At 68.4% G+C, this 14,387-nt stretch carries 15 protein-coding genes; 2 read left to right on the top strand and 13 right to left on the bottom strand.

Features of this window, described 5'->3' with window-relative positions:
- Nucleotides 1–87 precede the first annotated feature (87 nt).
- From grxD to hemA, 4 genes are all read right to left on the bottom strand, one after another.
- A complete protein-coding gene (gene grxD / locus IG196_RS24085) occupies nt 88–417 on the bottom strand; it encodes a Grx4 family monothiol glutaredoxin (RefSeq protein ID WP_056578246.1) in 330 nt (109 codons plus the stop codon).
- A 31-nt stretch (nt 418–448) separates the two neighbouring features.
- The gene (prmC, locus tag IG196_RS24080) at nt 449–1,297 is read right to left on the bottom strand and encodes a peptide chain release factor N(5)-glutamine methyltransferase (RefSeq protein WP_192193325.1); all 849 of its coding nucleotides are present in this window, start codon (nt 1,295–1,297) and stop codon (nt 449–451) included.
- A complete protein-coding gene (gene prfA, locus IG196_RS24075; RefSeq protein ID WP_192193324.1) occupies nt 1,297–2,385 on the bottom strand; it encodes a peptide chain release factor 1 in 1,089 nt (362 codons plus the stop codon). Before prfA ends, prmC begins: the two co-directional genes overlap by 1 nt.
- A 98-nt stretch (nt 2,386–2,483) precedes the next feature.
- Nucleotides 2,484–3,755 (bottom strand): glutamyl-tRNA reductase, encoded by a 1,272-nt coding sequence (gene hemA, locus IG196_RS24070; RefSeq protein ID WP_192193323.1) that lies wholly within the window; start codon nt 3,753–3,755, stop codon nt 2,484–2,486.
- A gap of 111 nt (nt 3,756–3,866) precedes the next feature.
- Here hemA and IG196_RS24065 point away from each other — a divergent pair, with 111 nt between their 5' ends.
- On the top strand, nt 3,867–4,145 hold the full coding sequence (locus IG196_RS24065; RefSeq protein ID WP_192193322.1) for a hypothetical protein: 279 nt from the start codon (nt 3,867–3,869) through the stop codon (nt 4,143–4,145).
- A gap of 171 nt (nt 4,146–4,316) precedes the next feature.
- Here IG196_RS24065 and IG196_RS24060 read toward each other — a convergent pair whose 3' ends face one another.
- The 4 genes from IG196_RS24060 to IG196_RS24045 form a co-directional block, all read right to left on the bottom strand.
- Nucleotides 4,317–4,835 carry a GNAT family N-acetyltransferase gene (locus IG196_RS24060; RefSeq protein WP_192193321.1) on the bottom strand — a complete coding sequence of 173 codons (519 nt, stop codon included), beginning with the start codon at nt 4,833–4,835 and terminating at the stop codon, nt 4,317–4,319.
- Nucleotides 4,835–5,629 (bottom strand): ABC transporter ATP-binding protein, encoded by a 795-nt coding sequence (locus IG196_RS24055; RefSeq protein ID WP_192193320.1) that lies wholly within the window; start codon nt 5,627–5,629, stop codon nt 4,835–4,837. The genes IG196_RS24060 and IG196_RS24055 overlap by 1 nt, the downstream gene beginning before the upstream one ends.
- Entirely contained in the window at nt 5,629–6,525 is an 897-nt protein-coding gene (locus IG196_RS24050) for an ABC transporter permease (protein WP_192193319.1), read from the bottom strand. Before IG196_RS24050 ends, IG196_RS24055 begins: the two co-directional genes overlap by 1 nt.
- Nucleotides 6,526–6,603: 78 nt before the next feature.
- A complete protein-coding gene (locus tag IG196_RS24045) occupies nt 6,604–7,581 on the bottom strand; it encodes an ABC transporter substrate-binding protein (protein WP_180288568.1) in 978 nt (325 codons plus the stop codon).
- Between the two features lie 211 nt (nt 7,582–7,792).
- Here IG196_RS24045 and IG196_RS24040 point away from each other — a divergent pair, with 211 nt between their 5' ends.
- Nucleotides 7,793–8,263 (top strand): Lrp/AsnC family transcriptional regulator, encoded by a 471-nt coding sequence (locus tag IG196_RS24040; protein ID WP_056578260.1) that lies wholly within the window; start codon nt 7,793–7,795, stop codon nt 8,261–8,263.
- Between the two features lie 13 nt (nt 8,264–8,276).
- Here IG196_RS24040 and IG196_RS24035 read toward each other — a convergent pair whose 3' ends face one another.
- Genes IG196_RS24035 through ugpA form a run of 5 tightly spaced genes read right to left on the bottom strand, consistent with a single transcriptional unit; the run spans nt 8,277 to nt 14,377 of the window.
- Nucleotides 8,277–10,793: a DUF3772 domain-containing protein gene (locus IG196_RS24035; RefSeq protein WP_192193318.1), complete on the bottom strand. Its 2,517-nt coding sequence runs from the start codon at nt 10,791–10,793 to the stop codon at nt 8,277–8,279.
- A 51-nt stretch (nt 10,794–10,844) separates the two neighbouring features.
- Nucleotides 10,845–11,591 (bottom strand): glycerophosphodiester phosphodiesterase, encoded by a 747-nt coding sequence (ugpQ, locus tag IG196_RS24030; protein WP_192193317.1) that lies wholly within the window; start codon nt 11,589–11,591, stop codon nt 10,845–10,847.
- A 3-nt stretch (nt 11,592–11,594) separates the two neighbouring features.
- Nucleotides 11,595–12,602, bottom strand: coding sequence for a sn-glycerol-3-phosphate import ATP-binding protein UgpC (locus tag IG196_RS24025; protein WP_192193316.1), 1,008 nt, complete (start codon nt 12,600–12,602; stop codon nt 11,595–11,597).
- A gap of 2 nt (nt 12,603–12,604) precedes the next feature.
- Entirely contained in the window at nt 12,605–13,456 is an 852-nt protein-coding gene (ugpE, locus tag IG196_RS24020; RefSeq protein ID WP_099792315.1) for a sn-glycerol-3-phosphate ABC transporter permease UgpE, read from the bottom strand.
- A 39-nt stretch (nt 13,457–13,495) separates the two neighbouring features.
- Nucleotides 13,496–14,377, bottom strand: coding sequence for a sn-glycerol-3-phosphate ABC transporter permease UgpA (gene ugpA, locus IG196_RS24015; protein WP_101488987.1), 882 nt, complete (start codon nt 14,375–14,377; stop codon nt 13,496–13,498).
- Nucleotides 14,378–14,387: the final 10 nt, after the last annotated feature.

Genomic DNA, 14,387 nt, shown 5'->3' with positions numbered 1-14,387 from the left:
CACGTTGTAGACCGCCATGGTGCCATGACTGGCACCGGGTTCGGGCGCGCGCGGGGCGCGGCGCCCGTCAAACAAGAAGCGAAAGGCTCAGGCGGACGCGCCGCCGCCGATCACCTGCTGCAGCTCGCCCGATTCGTACATCTCCATCATGATGTCCGAGCCGCCCACGAACTCGCCCTTGACGTAGAGCTGGGGGATGGTGGGCCAGTTGCTGTATTCCTTGATGCCCTGGCGAATGCCGTCGTCTTCGAGCACGTTGACGGTCTTCAGCGCCTTGGTGTCGACACCCACGGCCTTGAGGATCTGGATGGCGCGGCCCGAGAAACCGCACATCGGGAAGCTGGCGTTGCCCTTCATGAAGAGCACGAGTTCGTTGGATTTGACGAGGTCGTCGATGCGTTGTTGAGCGTCGGACATGGGGACTCCTGAAGAAAAGTGGGCTGGGGGATTATTTCACCGTGCGCCAGATGCCGCCGGAGCAGCGCGCGATGCCGGCAAGGTCGTCGCGGCTTTGCACTTCGGCAAAGCCGCGTTCGGCCAGCAGTTGGCGCACCGCCTCGGCCTGGTCGTGGCCGTGCTCCAGCAGCAGCCAGCCGCCGTCGGCCAGGTGGGCGGGCGCGTCGCGCACGATCTGGCGGATGTCGTCGAGGCCGTCGGCGCCCGCCACCAGCGCGCGGGTCGGCTCATGGCGAAGCGCGGGCAAGTGCGGATCGCCATCGGCGATGTAGGGCGGATTGCTGGCGATGACCGCGTAGCCGTCGGCGGCGCCGTCGAGCCAGCTCGATTCGGTGAAGCGCACCGGCAGGCCCAGGCGCTGCGCGTTGGCCCGGGCCACCGTGAGCGCGTCGGCGCTGGCGTCGACCGCGTCGACCTGCGCATCGGGGCGCGCATGCTGCAGCGCCAGCGCGATCGCGCCGCTGCCCGTGCCGAGGTCGAGCACGCGTGGGGCCGGCTGCGCATCGAGGCAGGCGAGGGCCCACTCGACCAGCGTTTCGGTGTCGGGGCGCGGCACCAGCACGCGGGCGTCGACCTGCAGCTGCAGGCCGTGGAATTCTTTCTCGCCCAGCAAGTAGGCGACCGGCTCGCCCGCCGTGCGGCGCGACAGCCGGGCCGCGAACGCGGGCCAGACCTCGCCGGGAAACGGGTCGGTGTCGTGCGCGAGCAGCCAGGCGCGGTCGTTCACGGGGCGGCCCAGCGCGTGCAGCAGCAGCAGTTGGGCGTCGAGGCGGTCGATGCCCAGGGCCACGGCCGCGGCCAGCGCCTGCGCCACGGTGGACGGTGCGGTGGCTTCGGTCATCACGCGGGCAGGCTCGATTCCAGCTCGGCCAGCTGCTCGGCCTCGCGCGCGGCGCGCAGCGCCTCGAGCACGTCGCCCAGGTCGCCTTCCATGATGGCGAGCAGCTTGTAGAGCGTGAGGTTGATGCGGTGGTCGGTGAGCCGGCCCTGCGGGAAGTTGTAGGTGCGGATGCGGTCCGAGCGGTCGCCGCTGCCGATCAGGCCCTTGCGCATCGCCGCGTCCTTGGCGGCGCGCTCGCTGCGGTCTTTTTCCTGAATGCGCGCCGACAGCACCTGCAGCGCCTTGGCCTTGTTGCGGTGCTGGCTGCGGTCGTCCTGGCACTCGGCCACGATGCCGGTCGGGATGTGCGTGATGCGCACGGCCGAGTCGGTCTTGTTGATGTGCTGGCCGCCGGCGCCGCTCGCGCGGTAGGTGTCGATGCGCAGGTCGGCGGGGTTGATCTGCACCGCCACGGTCTCGTCGGGCTCGGCCAGCACGGCGACCGTGCAGGCGCTGGTGTGGATGCGGCCCTGCGTCTCGGTGGCCGGCACGCGCTGCACGCGGTGGCCGCCCGATTCGAAGCGCAGCTTGCCGAAGACCTCGTCGCCGACGATGCGGATCACCACTTCCTTGTAGCCGCCGAGCTCGCTCGCGCTTTCGCTCACGACCTCGCAGCGCAGGCCGGCGCGCTCGCAGTAGCGCGTGTACATGCGCAGCAGGTCGCCCGCGAACAGCGCCGATTCGTCGCCGCCCGTGCCGGCGCGGATTTCCATGAAGGCGTTGCGCGCGTCGTCCGGGTCCTTGGGCAGCAGCAGGCGCTGCAGTTCGTCTTCGAGCTGCACCAGCTCGGCCTCGGCACCGGCGATTTCTTCCGTGGCCATCTCGGCCATGTCCGGGTCGTCGAGCATTTCTTTCGCGCCGGCGATGTCGGCCTCGCGCTGCTTGAAGCGCTCGTAACGGCCGGCGATCTGCGTGACCTCGGCGTGCTCGCGCGAGATGGTGCGGTACTGCGCCATGTCGCTCATGATGTCTTCGCGCGAGAGCAGGAAGTCGAGCTCGCCCAGGCGTTGGACATAACGTTCGAGTTGGTGGCGCAGAAAGGATTTCACGACGGAAGGGGCTCGAAAAATGGGAGGAACGCCGCAGTGCAGCGGCAGGGCGCATGAAAAGCGCGGCCCGCGCGGCGGGCCATCGACGCGCGTCGTCGCTAACGCTCTTTGCGCAGGAACAGGCGCGAGAGCGTCTGCGCCGTCTGTTCGCGCGAGGCGGCATCGCCCGCGTGCAGCTCGGCCATGGCGCCGTGCATCATCTTCTGCGTGAGCCCGCGCGACATGGCTTCGAGCACGGCCTCGACCGATTCACCCTTGGCGAGCAGCTTGCGCGCACGGGCCATTTCGGTGGCGCGCCATTCGTCGGCCTGCGCGTTGAGCTGCTGGATCAGCGGCACGGTGCCGCGTTGGCCCAGCCAGTGCATGAAGCTCTGCACGCCGGCGTCGATGATGACTTCGGCCTGCGCCACGGCGGCCTGGCGGTTGGCCTGGCCCTGCTGCACCACCTGGGCGAGGTCGTCCACGGTGTACAGGTAGATGTCTTCGAGCGCCTTCACCTCGGGCTCGATGTCGCGCGGCACGGCCAGGTCGACCATGAACATCGGGCGGTGCTTGCGTGCCTTGAGCGCGCGCTCCACGGCGCCCAGGCCGATGATCGGCAGCGTGCTGGCGGTGCAGCTGATGACGATGTCGAACTCGGCCAGCCGCGCCGGCAGGTCGGCCAGCCGCATGGCTTCGCCGCCGAAGCGGGAGGCCAGTTTTTCGCCGCGCTCCAGCGTGCGGTTGGCGATGGCGATGGCCTTGGGTTCCTTGGCCGCGAAGTGCGTGGCCGCGAGGTCGATCATTTCGCCCGCGCCGACGAACAGCACGCGCGTGGTGCGCAGGTCTTCGAACAGCTGGCCGGCCAGGCGCACGGCGGCGGCGGCCATGCTGATCGAGTGGGCGCCGATCTCGGTGGCGGTGCGCACTTCTTTCGCGACTGCGAATGAGCGCTGGAACAGCTGGTTGAGCGTGCTGCCGAGCGCGCCGGCGGTTTCGGCCACGCGCACGGCGTCTTTCATCTGGCCCAGGATCTGGGCTTCGCCGAGCACCATGGAGTCGAGCCCGCTGGCCACGCGGAAGGCATGGCGCGCGGCTTCGTCGTCGTGCAGGGTGTAGGCGTGCGAGCGCAGCAGGGCGGGGGCCACGCCGCCGCTCTGGGCCAGCCAGCCGAAGGTGTGGTCGAGCGCGATGTGCTCGGAGGCGCAATAAATCTCGGTGCGGTTGCAGGTCGAGATGATCGCGGCCTCGACTTGCGGGTGGCTGCTGCTGCCAAAAGAACTGCGCAAACTGTGCAGCGTCGGGGCGATCTGATCGAGCGCGAACGCGAAACGACCGCGCAGATCGAGCGGCGCGGTCGTGTGGTTCAAGCCGAGAGCCCAGACTGACATTCCATGATTATAAAATCAGCAGCCGGGCGAGGCGTTCCGAGGGACAAATGGCTTTCCCTATGACAGCCATATGCGCCGCCACATGGCCTTCGCGCTCACTCACGGCCCCTCATGGACCTGTTGGACCTCTTCAATCACCTGCTTAATTTTGCGGCACCCGCGGCTTTCATCGCCTGGGTGCTCGTGGCGGTGGGGCGCTTTCTTGGCGGCCCGCGCACCGGCATTCCGCGCTGGTGGATGCAATGGGCGATCACTTTCGGGGCCGGCTTGCTGACTTCGCTGGCCGGCCTGATCGTCACGGGCCGCGACGGCTCGATGACCACTTACGCCGCACTGGCGGCGGTCTGCGGCACCGTGCAGTGGCTCGTGATGCGCGGCTGGGGCCGCTGAGCCGACGTCAGAAGGTGGGAACGAACCCGCCATGTCCGCTCATCCCGCCCCCAGACACGGCCCCTCTGCGTTGCAAATGCTCGCCATAGCCCGAGCTATGGCTGCGCTTTGCGCCTTGATGGGACGCGCCTGGGCGGGCTGCTCGGCCACGCCGGATTCATTCACACCTTCTCAGTCCAGCCGGCGGGCCATGTAGACCGAGTGCCCGGGGTAGGTTGTCAGCCGGGCCTGCTGCTCGTCGCCGGCCGGCGCCGTGGCCGCATACCCCTGGCGCTCCCAGAACCCGACCGAGGCCTGCACCGACACCAGCGTCGAATGCCGCCAGCCCGCGCGCAGTGCGTGCGCCCAGGCGTGGCGCACCAGGCGCGGCCCCAGGCCCAGCCCCGAGGCCTCGGGGTGCACCGCCAGGTCGTGCAGGTAGAGCGCGTCGGCGTCGGGTGCGACCTCGAAGTCGCCGTGCAGCGGTGTGAGCTTGCCGCGCTGGGAGGGGTAGGCCGCCAGGTAGGCCCGCACGGCGCCGCCGTGCTCAGCCACCCAGCCGGTCTGCGGCGAGGCCGCCAGCCGCCGCGCGATGAGCACGCCGTCCTCCACGAACCCCGCGCCGTAGCAGGCGAGCTGGATCGCCAGCACGGCTTCGAGGTCGTCCCCGCGCATATCGCGCACGAGAAGGGCGGAAGGCACCGCGTGCATCAGGCCAGCAGCAGCTTGTCGTCGTCCAGCTTCTCGCCGCGCGTCTGCTCGAACATGCGCAGCAGGTCGGGCACGTCCAGGCCCGCGCGCTGGTCGCCGGCCACGTCGAGGATCACCTGGCCTTCGTGCAGCATCACGGTGCGCGAGCCGTAGTCCAGCGCCTGGCGCATGCTGTGCGTGACCATCATCGCGGTGAGCTGGCTGCCTTCGACGATCTTGGCGGTGAGCTCCAGCACGAAGGCGGCGGTCTTCGGGTCGAGGGCGGCGGTGTGCTCGTCGAGCAGCAGGATGCGCGAGGGCCGCAGCGACGCCATCAGCAGGCTCACGGCCTGGCGCTGGCCGCCCGAGAGCAGGCCGATGCGGTCGGCCAGCCGGTTTTCGAGGCCCAGCTTCAGGATCGACAGCTTCTCGCGGAACAGCTCGCGCAGGTTGCGGTTGAGCGAAAAGCCGAAGCCCCTGCGCTCGCCGCGCTTCCACGCCAGCGCCATGTTTTCCTCGATGGTCAGCGCCTCGCAGGTGCCGGCCATCGGGTCCTGGAACACGCGGGCCACCATGCCCGAGCGCTGCCAGGCGTTCAGGCGGGTCACGTCCTTGCCGTCGATTTCGAGGCGGCCCTTGTCGACCATCAGGTCGCCGCTGATCGCGTTGAGAAAGGTCGACTTGCCCGCGCCGTTCGAGCCGATCACGGTGACGAACTGGCCGGTCGGAATGTCCAGGCTCAGGCCGCGCAGCACGCGGTTTTCGATCGGCGTGCCGGGGTTGAAGGTGATTTCGAGTTGTTGCGCGCGCAGCATCAGTTCTTCCCTTTGAAGAGTCCGCCCAGCTTGCGCTTGTAGGCGGGCACCAGCAGCGCGAACGCCACGAGCACGGCGGTGACCAGGTTCAGGTCTTGCGCCTGCAGGCCCATGAAGTCGGTGTTGAGCGCCATCGCGATGAAGAAGCGATACAGCAGCGCACCCAGCACGCAGGCCAGCGTGGTGATGACCATGCTGCGCGCGGGCAGCAGGGTCTCGCCGATGATCACGGCGGCCAGGCCGATCACGATCGTGCCCACGCCCATCGAGATGTCGGCCGTGCCCTGGCTCTGCGCGAACAGCGCACCGGCCAGCGCCACCAGTGCGTTGGAGAGCGCCAGGCCCGCCATTGTGTGGAAGTCGGTCGAGATGCCCTGCGCACGCGCCATGCGCGCATTGCCGCCGGTGGCGCGCATCGCCAAGCCAGCTTCGGAGGCGAAGAACATGTCGACCAGGATCTTCGCGGCGATCACGATGATCAGCAGCAACAGCGGCTTGGCCCACTGCTCGGGCATGCCGCCGAAGCTGACCATGCTGAACACCGTGGGTTCGGTGATGAGCGCCACGTTGGGCTTGCCCATCACGCGCAGGTTGATGGAGTACAGCGCGATCATCACCAGGATGCTCGCGAGCAGCTGCATGATCTTCAGCTTGACGTTGAGCCAGGCCGTGAGCCAGCCCGCCGCGGCACCGGCCACGCAGGCCACGGCCGTGGCGGCGGCGGGGTTCCAGCCCGCGACGATGAGCGTCGCGGCCACGGCGGCGCCCAGCGGAAAGCTGCCGTCCACCGTGAGGTCGGGAAAGTTGATGATGCGAAACGACATGAAGACGCCCAGCGCGACCAGTCCGAAAATCAGACCGATCTCGATGGCGCCCAGCGAAGCAATGAGGGACATGGGGGCTTCCGGGGAGCGCAGTCGGCGGGCTGGCGCGCCCGGCCTGCGCCGGGAGCTAAAGGCCCGCCGGGGCGGCTTTTACTTGGTGCTGACGACCTTCGCCGACTTCAGCAGCGCGTCCGACAGGGTCACGCCCTGCAGCTTGGCCGCGCCGGGGTTCACCACCAGCTCGAAGTTGGTGCTGGTCTGCGAGGCGATGGTGCCGGGCTTCTCGCCCTTCAGGATGCGCACCACGATCTTGCCGGTCTGGCGGCCGATGTCGGTGTAGTTCAGGCCCAGTGCGGCCACGGCGCCGCGCTCGACGGTGGCGGTGTCGGCGGCCACCACGGGCAGCTTGGCCTGCTGGGCCACCTTCACGATGCCTTCGAAGGCCGAGACCACGTTGTTGTCGGTGGGCGTGTAGATCACGTCGGCCTTGCCGACCAGGCTCTGGGCGGCGGTGGGCACGTCGACCGTGCGCGCGGCGGCGGCTTCGACCACGGTCATGCCGGCGTCGGCAGCGGCCTTCTTCAGCGCGGTGACGATGGCCACCGAGTTGGCTTCACCCGGGCTGTAGATCACGCCGATGCGCTTGGCATTCGGCACAACCTTCTTGATCAGGTCGATGTGCTTCTCGAGCGGCGACAGGTCGGACACGCCGGTCACGTTGGTGCCCGAGGGCTCCCAGTTCTTCACCAGCTTGGCGGCCACCGGGTCGGTGATGGCCGAGTACACGACGGGAATCGTCTTGGTGGCGGCCACGGTCGCCTGTGCCGACGGCGTGGCGATGGCGACGATCACGTCGGGCGCGTCACCCACGTACTTGCGGGCGATCTGGGCCGCGGTGCCCACGTTGCCCTGTGCGCTCTGGTAGCTGAACTTGAGGTTCTTGCCCACCTCGTAGCCGGCGGCCTTCAGCTCTTCCTTCACGCCGTCGCGCACGGCGTCCAGCGCCGGGTGCTCGACGATGGCGGTCACGGCGACCGACTTGTCGGCGGCCAGGGCCGGTGCGGCGGCGAGCACGCCGAGGGCCAGGGCCACGGCGCTGAAGGGGGTGCGAAGCAAAGCGTTTTTCACGTAAGGGTCTCCGGGTGGGGAAAGGGGTGTGGGTGCGTTCGAAGCCGCCGGCAAAGCCTGGGGCGCCATTCAGCGGCCCGGATGGATGCAACGCCGTCCGGGCGCGTCGAAGTCTAGATCGTACTTTGCACAATTAAGGTGCATGAACCCCTCGGGCTTTCCCCGCTTTAAGAAACATAATTGCATCATTGAGGCATATAGAGAGACGAAATTGCAGATCATCGAACTCGACCGCACCGACCGGCGGATTCTGGACCACCTCCAGGCGCATGGCCGCGCGTCCAACCTGGACCTGGCCGAGGTGGCCCAGCTGTCGCCCGCGCAGTGCCTGCGGCGCCACCGGCGGCTCGAAGAACTGGGGCTGATCAGCGGCTACGCCGCGCGGCTGAACGCGCGCCACATCGGGCTCGGCGTGATTGCCTTCATCCACGTCACGATGGCGCGTGGCCACGTCGACGAGCTGCCCAAGTTCCAGGACCTGATCGCCGACATGCGGCAGATCCTGGAGTGCTACTCGGTGACCGGCGACTTCGACTACGTGCTCAAGGTGGTCGCGCGCGACCTGGAGGCGCTGTCGCAGTTCCTCATGCACACGCTGATGCACATGCCCGGCGTGTCGGCCGTGCGCTCCAGCGTGTGCCTGAACGAGATCAAGTGCACGGGGGCACTGCCGCTCGAATAGAGCGGCGAGTGCTTCAGGTGCTGGTGGTGCCCGGCAAAGGAGAGGCCGGCGTGGCCGGCGCCGGCGACGGCTCGGCGGGCAGCACCGGCGCGGCGGCCGCCATCACGAGCGTGGTGGGCGTGGCCAGCGGCAGGTCGGCCTGCTTGAGCGCATCGAGGATCGTGAACAGCAGATCGCTGCGCACGCCGCCCGCCAGCCGGGGGCTCGACACGTAGGCGATGGCCTGGAAGATCAGCAGCCCGTTCTCGATGCCTTCGAGCGTGAGCGAGGGCGCCGGCGTTTCCAGCACGCCCTCGTGCGCGCGGCAGGCCTCGAGGATCAGCTCGCGCACGCGCTGCGCGTCGGTGGTCAGCGGCATCGGCAGGCGGATCAGCACGCGGCCCTCGGCGTTGGCCAGCGTCATGTTGCGCACGGTCTTGGTGATGAACTCCGAGTTCGGCACGATCAGCGTCGAGCGGTCGCCCAGCTGGATCTCGGTGGCGCGCACGTTGATGCGCCGCACGTCGCCCTCGGTGGTGCCCAGCACCACCCAGTCGCCCACCTTCACCGGCTGTTCGGCCAGCAGGATGAGCCCCGAGATGAAGTTCTGCACGATGGCCTGTAGGCCGAAACCGATGCCCACCGACAGCGCGCTGGCCACCCACGCGATGCGCTCGATGCCGATGCCCAGCGCCGACAGCGAAAACGCCACCACCAGGATGCCGCCCACGTAGCCCAGCAGCGTGGTGATCGAGCTTTGCATGCCCGGCTCGAACTGCGTGCTCGGCAGATAGCTGCGCGAGAGCCAGCGCTTGAACACCCGCAGCACGATGAAGCCGATCACCGCGACGGCCACGGCGCTGAGGATCGCGCCCGGCACCAGCTGGAACTCGCCCACCTTCACGCCGGTGCCGAGCTTGCCGCCGCGCTGGAACACCTCGCCCGGGCCCGTGCCCAGCGGCGCGGCCAGCGCCACCAGCATGTAGAAGAACAGCGCCACGCGGCTCAGGCCCGAGAGCACCGTGGCCGCCTGGTCGAGCGTCTGCGGCGCCAGGCCGAAGCTCTTCTGCAGCCGCTGGCCGGAGGCGCTGCGCGACGACACCACGGCCATGAACAGGTCGTCGGCGAACTTGAACAGCACGTAGAAGGCCGCCGCGACGATGCCGCTCCAGGTGAGCTGCGAGGCCAGGAAACTCGCCAGCGCCACGTAGCCGAAGGCCACCAGCACCCAGATCGCGATCACCAGCACCACGATCAGCGCAACCAGCACCCCGACCCACATCGGCCGTTCGGGCAGGCCGGCGTCGGGCGCGTCGGCGCGCAGCGCCTTCAGGCGGTACACGACGGTGCCGACCAGCGCGGTGAGCAGCAGCGCCGTCGCGACATGCGTGGTGACCACGGCGGCAAAGCTGGCGTCGATGAGCGCGTTGATCTCGGCGGGCGTCCACGCCAGCGCGGCCACCAGCGCCACCAGCCACGGCAGCGCCGACAGGCGCTGCGCCGTGAGGTCGGGAATGGCCGGCAGGCGCCACGACGGCCGCCCGGTGGCCAGCAGCCCGCGTCCCAGGCCGATGATGAACGCCATGAAGGTCAGCGTCTGCGCCGCCGATTGCAGCGCCTTGCGCGCCTGCGCGTCCCACATCGCGTGGGCCTTGAGCACCTCGACGACGCCGTGTGCGGCCACGGCGACCAGCAGCACGTGCGTGGCGACGATGGCGATCACCAGCAGCGAGCGGCGCAGCCGTCCGGCCGGCAGCACGCGCGTGGCCAGCCGCGTCAGCCCGCGCTCGGCGGCCCAGACACCGAGCCATGCGAGCAGCAGCGCGCCGATGAAGGCGGCGATCACCGGCGTGCGGCTTTCGGGCTGCAGCGCCTGATCGAAACCATCGCCGAGCGCCGATCCGATCGCCTGCAGCCGGGCCAGGTCGTCGGGCCAGGCCTCGCGCAAGTCGTCCCAGAACTCGCCGCCGAGCGGCGAGGCGGCGCGGCTGGTGAGTTCGGCTTCGAACTGCTGGCGCCGCTGCGACACCACGTCGGTGCCGCGCTGGCGCACGTCGATCGCCAGCAGTTTGGCCAGGCGGATGTCCGCGTCGAGCGCATTGCGCTCCTTGGTCAGCTGCGCGCGCTGGCGCGTGATGTTGGGGTCTTCGGTGGCGCCGGCGGCGGGCGGGTTGCCGAGTTCGCCGAGCCGTGCGTTCAGGTCGGCCAGTTCGCTGGCGCGGGCGGCGACGAACTTGTCGGCCTGCACGCCGATCTCGTTGATCTGCGCGAGCTGCTTGCGTGCGTCGTCTTCGGCGCCCGGAACGACGCTGGCATTGGCCTTGCCCGTGGGCGCGATGCGCGCGAACTGCGCGCGCAGCTCGGCGATGGTGGGCGGCGGGGCGGCGGCCGCGGCCACGGTGTTGGCGCTGTTGTTGGGGTTGCCGTTGCCGGCGTTCATGCTGGCGTCGGGCTGCGCGAGGGCGCTGCCGCACATCAGCAGGGCCCACACGGTCAACGCGGCCAGGAGGGCGGGAAGGCGCAGGCCCGCGAGGCGAGAGGTCCGATTCATGGCCGCATCATAGAAGCCGCCATGACGTAAGAACGGGTAAGAAATGCAGCCTCAGCCCGCGGGACTGAACAGGTCGACGCGGTCGGTGATGATGCCGTCGGTGCCCAGGTCGATGAGCCGCTGCGCGGCCCAATCGTCGTTCACCGTGTAGCTCAGCGAGCGCAGGCCCGCGCCATGCACCTGCGCCACGGTGGTGGCGTCCCACAGTGCGTGGTTGCAGACGATGGCCTGGCATTCCAGGCTCAGCGCGGTGTCGAGCCAGCCGTTCCAGAGCGTGTCGAGCAGCAGGCCGCGCGGCAGTTCGGGCTGCACGGCCTGGGCGCCCTTCAGCGCGTCGATCTGGAACGAGGTGAGCAGCGGCGGCACGGCCGCGCCCTGCCAGAGGCGCGCGGCTTCGCGTGCCACCACCTCGCCGGTCTCGCGTTCGGTGCCGGGCGTGGGCTTGATCTCGATGTTCAGCAGCAGGTCGTTGGCGCGGCAGAAGCGCGCCAGGTTCTCCAGCGTGGGCAGCGGCTCGCCCGCGAACGCGCGCGAGTGCCAGCCGCCGGCGTCGAGCTGCGACAGCGCGCCCCACGCCTGCTGGCCGCCGATGCCGTGGCCGTTGGTGGTGCGGTCGAGCGTGGCGTCGTGCATCAAAAAGACCACGCCGTCGGCGCTGAGCTTGGCATCGCACTCGAACATGCGGTAGCCATGCGACGCGCCGAAGCGGAAGGCGGCGAGCGTGTTTTCAGGCGCCAGCTTGCCGGCGCCGCGGTGCGCGACCCAGCGGGGGTAGGGCCAGGGGCTGCGTTCGGCCATCGCTCAGTCGGCGCGCTTGCCGGAGCCGGCGTCGAACCAGTGCAGCTTGTCTTCGCGCGCGGCGATCTTCACCGTGTCGCCGGCCACCGGCGGATGGTCGCCTTCGTCGGTGCGCATGATGATCTGCTCGTCGCCGATGCGGCCGTACACCAGGCGCTCGGCGCCCAGCAGTTCGACCTGTTCGACCTGCACTGTCCAGCCGCTTTCGTCGAGCTTCATGTGCTCGGGGCGGATGCCGAGGATCTGGCCCGGGCGCACGCCCGGTGCGTGCCGCAGCAGGTTCATCGGCGGCGAGCCGATGAAGCTCGCCACGAACGTGGTGGCCGGGCGCGAATACACCTCTTCGGGCGTGGCGAACTGGTCCATCACGCCGCCGTTCATCACGATGATGCGTTGTGCCAGCGTCATGGCCTCGACCTGGTCGTGCGTCACGAACAGCGAGGTGATGCCCAGCTCGCGGTGCAGCTTCTGGATTTCGAGGCGGGTCTGCGCGCGCAGCTTGGCGTCGAGGTTCGACAGCGGTTCGTCGAACAGGAACACGCGCGGCTGGCGCACGATGGCGCGGCCCATGGCCACGCGCTGGCGCTGGCCGCCCGAGAGCTCGCGCGGCTTGCGCTCCAGCAGGTGGCCCAGCTCGAGGATCTTGGCCGCCTTGTCGACGCGCACCTTGATCTCGTCCTTCGGCACCTTGGCGATCTTCAGGCCGTAGGCCATGTTCGCGAACACGCTCATGTGCGGGTACAGCGCGTAGTTCTGGAACACCATGGCGATGTCGCGCTCGGAAGGTTCGAGCTGGTTCACCACCTTGCCGCCGATGGCGATCTCGCCGGCCGAGATTTCCTCGAGGCCGGCCACCATGCGCAGCAGCGTCGACTTGCCGCAGCCCGAGGGGCCGACGATGACGATGAATTCATGGTCGGCGATCTCGGCGCTCACGCCGTGGATGACCTGGTTGGCTTTCGGCCCGTGGCCGTAGCGCTTGATGACGTTGCGTAGAGAGAGAGCAGCCATAGTTATTTTTCAGTGTCCACGAGGCCCTTGACGAACCACTTTTGCATCAGGATCACCACCAGCGCGGGCGGCAGCATCGCCAGGATGGCGGTGGCCATCACGACGTTCCATTCGTTCTGTCCGTCGCCGCCGGCAATCATTCGCTTGATGCCGACCACCACGGGGTACATGTCTTCGCTCGTGGTCGCGAGCAGCGGCCACAGGTACTGGTTCCAGCCGTAGATGAACTGGATCACGAACAGCGCCGCGATCGAGGTCTTCGACAGCGGCAGCAGCACGTCGAAGAAGAAGCGCATGGGGCTCGCGCCGTCCATGCGCGACGCTTCGGTGAGCTCGTCGGGCACCGTGAGGAAGAACTGGCGGAACAGGAAGGTCGCCGTGGCCGACGCGATCAGCGGCACCGTCAGGCCCGCGTAGGTGTTCAGCATGTTCAGGTCGGACAGCACCTTGTAGGTGGGCAGGATGCGCACCTCCACCGGCAGCATCAGCGTCACGAAGATGGCCCAGAAGCAGATCTTCTTGAACGGGAAGCGGAAGTACACGATGGCGAAGGCCGACAGCAGCGAGATGGTGATCTTGCCGATGGCGATGACCATGGCCGTCACGAAGCTCACCCACATCATGTGCGCCACCGGGGCGTTGGAGCCCGCGCTGTTCTCGCGCCCGAAGAGCGCGCCCTTGTAGCTGTCGACGATGTTCGAGCCCGGTGTCAGGGGCATCGGCGCCTGCACGATTTCCTGGGCCGTGTGCGTGGACGCCACGAACGCCAGGTAGAGCGGGAAGGCGACGATGAACACGCCCAGGATCATGATGACGTGGGCCAGGATGCCCTGCGTGCCGCGTTTCTCAACCATGCTGCGCTCCGCCCAGTTTGATTTGTTCTTGTTGCTTCATCAGTACTGCACCTTCTTCTCGACGTAGCGGAACTGGATGACCGTCAGCGCCACCACGATCACCATCAGCACCACCGACTGCGCGGCCGAACCGCCCAGGTCGAGGCCCTTGAAACCGTCGTGGTAGACCTTGTAGACCAGGATGGTCGTGTCCTTGCCCGGGCCGCCTTGCGTGGCCGCATCGACGATCGCGAAGGTGTCGAAGAAGGCGTAGACCACGTTGATCACCAGCAGGAAGAAGGTGGTGGGCGACAAGAGCGGGAACTGCACGGTCCAGAAGCGGCGCCACGGGCGCGCGCCGTCGATGGCCGCGGCCTCGATCAGCGACTTCGGAATCGACTGCAGGCCGGCCAGGAAGAACAGGAAGTTGTACGAGATCTGCTTCCACACCGAGGCCATCACGATCAGCGTCATGGCGTGGCCCGAGTCGAGCAGGTGGTTCCAGTTGATGCCGATCTTGCCCAGGGCATAGGCCACGACGCCCAGCGAGGGCGAGAACATGAAGACCCACAGCACGGCCGCCACGGCGGGCGCCACGGCGTACGGCAGGATCAGCATGGTCTTGTAGAACATGCCGCCGCGGGTGATGCGGTCGGCGAACACGGCCAGCATCAGCGACAGGCTGATGCCAATGCCGGCCACCAGCACCGAGAACAGCGCGGTGGTCTTGAACGACTCGCCATAGGCCGGGTCGCTGAAGAGCTGGCGGAAGTTGTCGAACCCGACGAATTCGACCGACGTGCCGAACGCGTCCTGCTGCTGCAGCGACTGCAACAGCGCCTGGCCGGCCGGCCAGAAGAAAAACACGAGGATCACCGCCATCTGCGGTGTCAGCAGCAGCCAGGGCAACCAGCCCGAGCGAAAGAAAACGCGTTTTTCCATGAAGCCTCTA

Origin of the sequence: Variovorax sp. 38R (assembly GCF_014843395.1) — a bacterium.
GTDB classification, from domain to species: Bacteria; Pseudomonadota; Gammaproteobacteria; order Burkholderiales; family Burkholderiaceae_C; genus Variovorax; species Variovorax paradoxus_H.
The sequence above is the reverse complement of the archived record's forward strand: the minus strand, read 5'-3'. Positions and strand labels throughout refer to the sequence as shown.

What these genes read in the sequence shown, in the direction of transcription:
- grxD (WP_056578246.1), bottom strand. Translation starts at nt 417, where the DNA reads ATGTCCGACGCTCAACAACGCATCGACGACCTCGTCAAATCCAACGAA.
- prmC (WP_192193325.1), bottom strand. Translation starts at nt 1,297, where the DNA reads ATGACCGAAGCCACCGCACCGTCCACCGTGGCGCAGGCGCTGGCCGCG.
- hemA (WP_192193323.1), bottom strand. Translation starts at nt 3,755, where the DNA reads ATGTCAGTCTGGGCTCTCGGCTTGAACCACACGACCGCGCCGCTCGAT.
- IG196_RS24065 (WP_192193322.1), top strand. Translation starts at nt 3,867, where the DNA reads ATGGACCTGTTGGACCTCTTCAATCACCTGCTTAATTTTGCGGCACCC.
- IG196_RS24060 (WP_192193321.1), bottom strand. Translation starts at nt 4,835, where the DNA reads ATGCACGCGGTGCCTTCCGCCCTTCTCGTGCGCGATATGCGCGGGGAC.
- IG196_RS24055 (WP_192193320.1), bottom strand. Translation starts at nt 5,629, where the DNA reads ATGCTGCGCGCGCAACAACTCGAAATCACCTTCAACCCCGGCACGCCG.
- IG196_RS24050 (WP_192193319.1), bottom strand. Translation starts at nt 6,525, where the DNA reads ATGTCCCTCATTGCTTCGCTGGGCGCCATCGAGATCGGTCTGATTTTC.
- IG196_RS24035 (WP_192193318.1), bottom strand. Translation starts at nt 10,793, where the DNA reads ATGAATCGGACCTCTCGCCTCGCGGGCCTGCGCCTTCCCGCCCTCCTG.
- ugpQ (WP_192193317.1), bottom strand. Translation starts at nt 11,591, where the DNA reads ATGGCCGAACGCAGCCCCTGGCCCTACCCCCGCTGGGTCGCGCACCGC.
- IG196_RS24025 (WP_192193316.1), bottom strand. Translation starts at nt 12,602, where the DNA reads ATGGCTGCTCTCTCTCTACGCAACGTCATCAAGCGCTACGGCCACGGG.
- ugpE (WP_099792315.1), bottom strand. Translation starts at nt 13,456, where the DNA reads ATGGTTGAGAAACGCGGCACGCAGGGCATCCTGGCCCACGTCATCATG.
- ugpA (WP_101488987.1), bottom strand. Translation starts at nt 14,377, where the DNA reads ATGGAAAAACGCGTTTTCTTTCGCTCGGGCTGGTTGCCCTGGCTGCTG.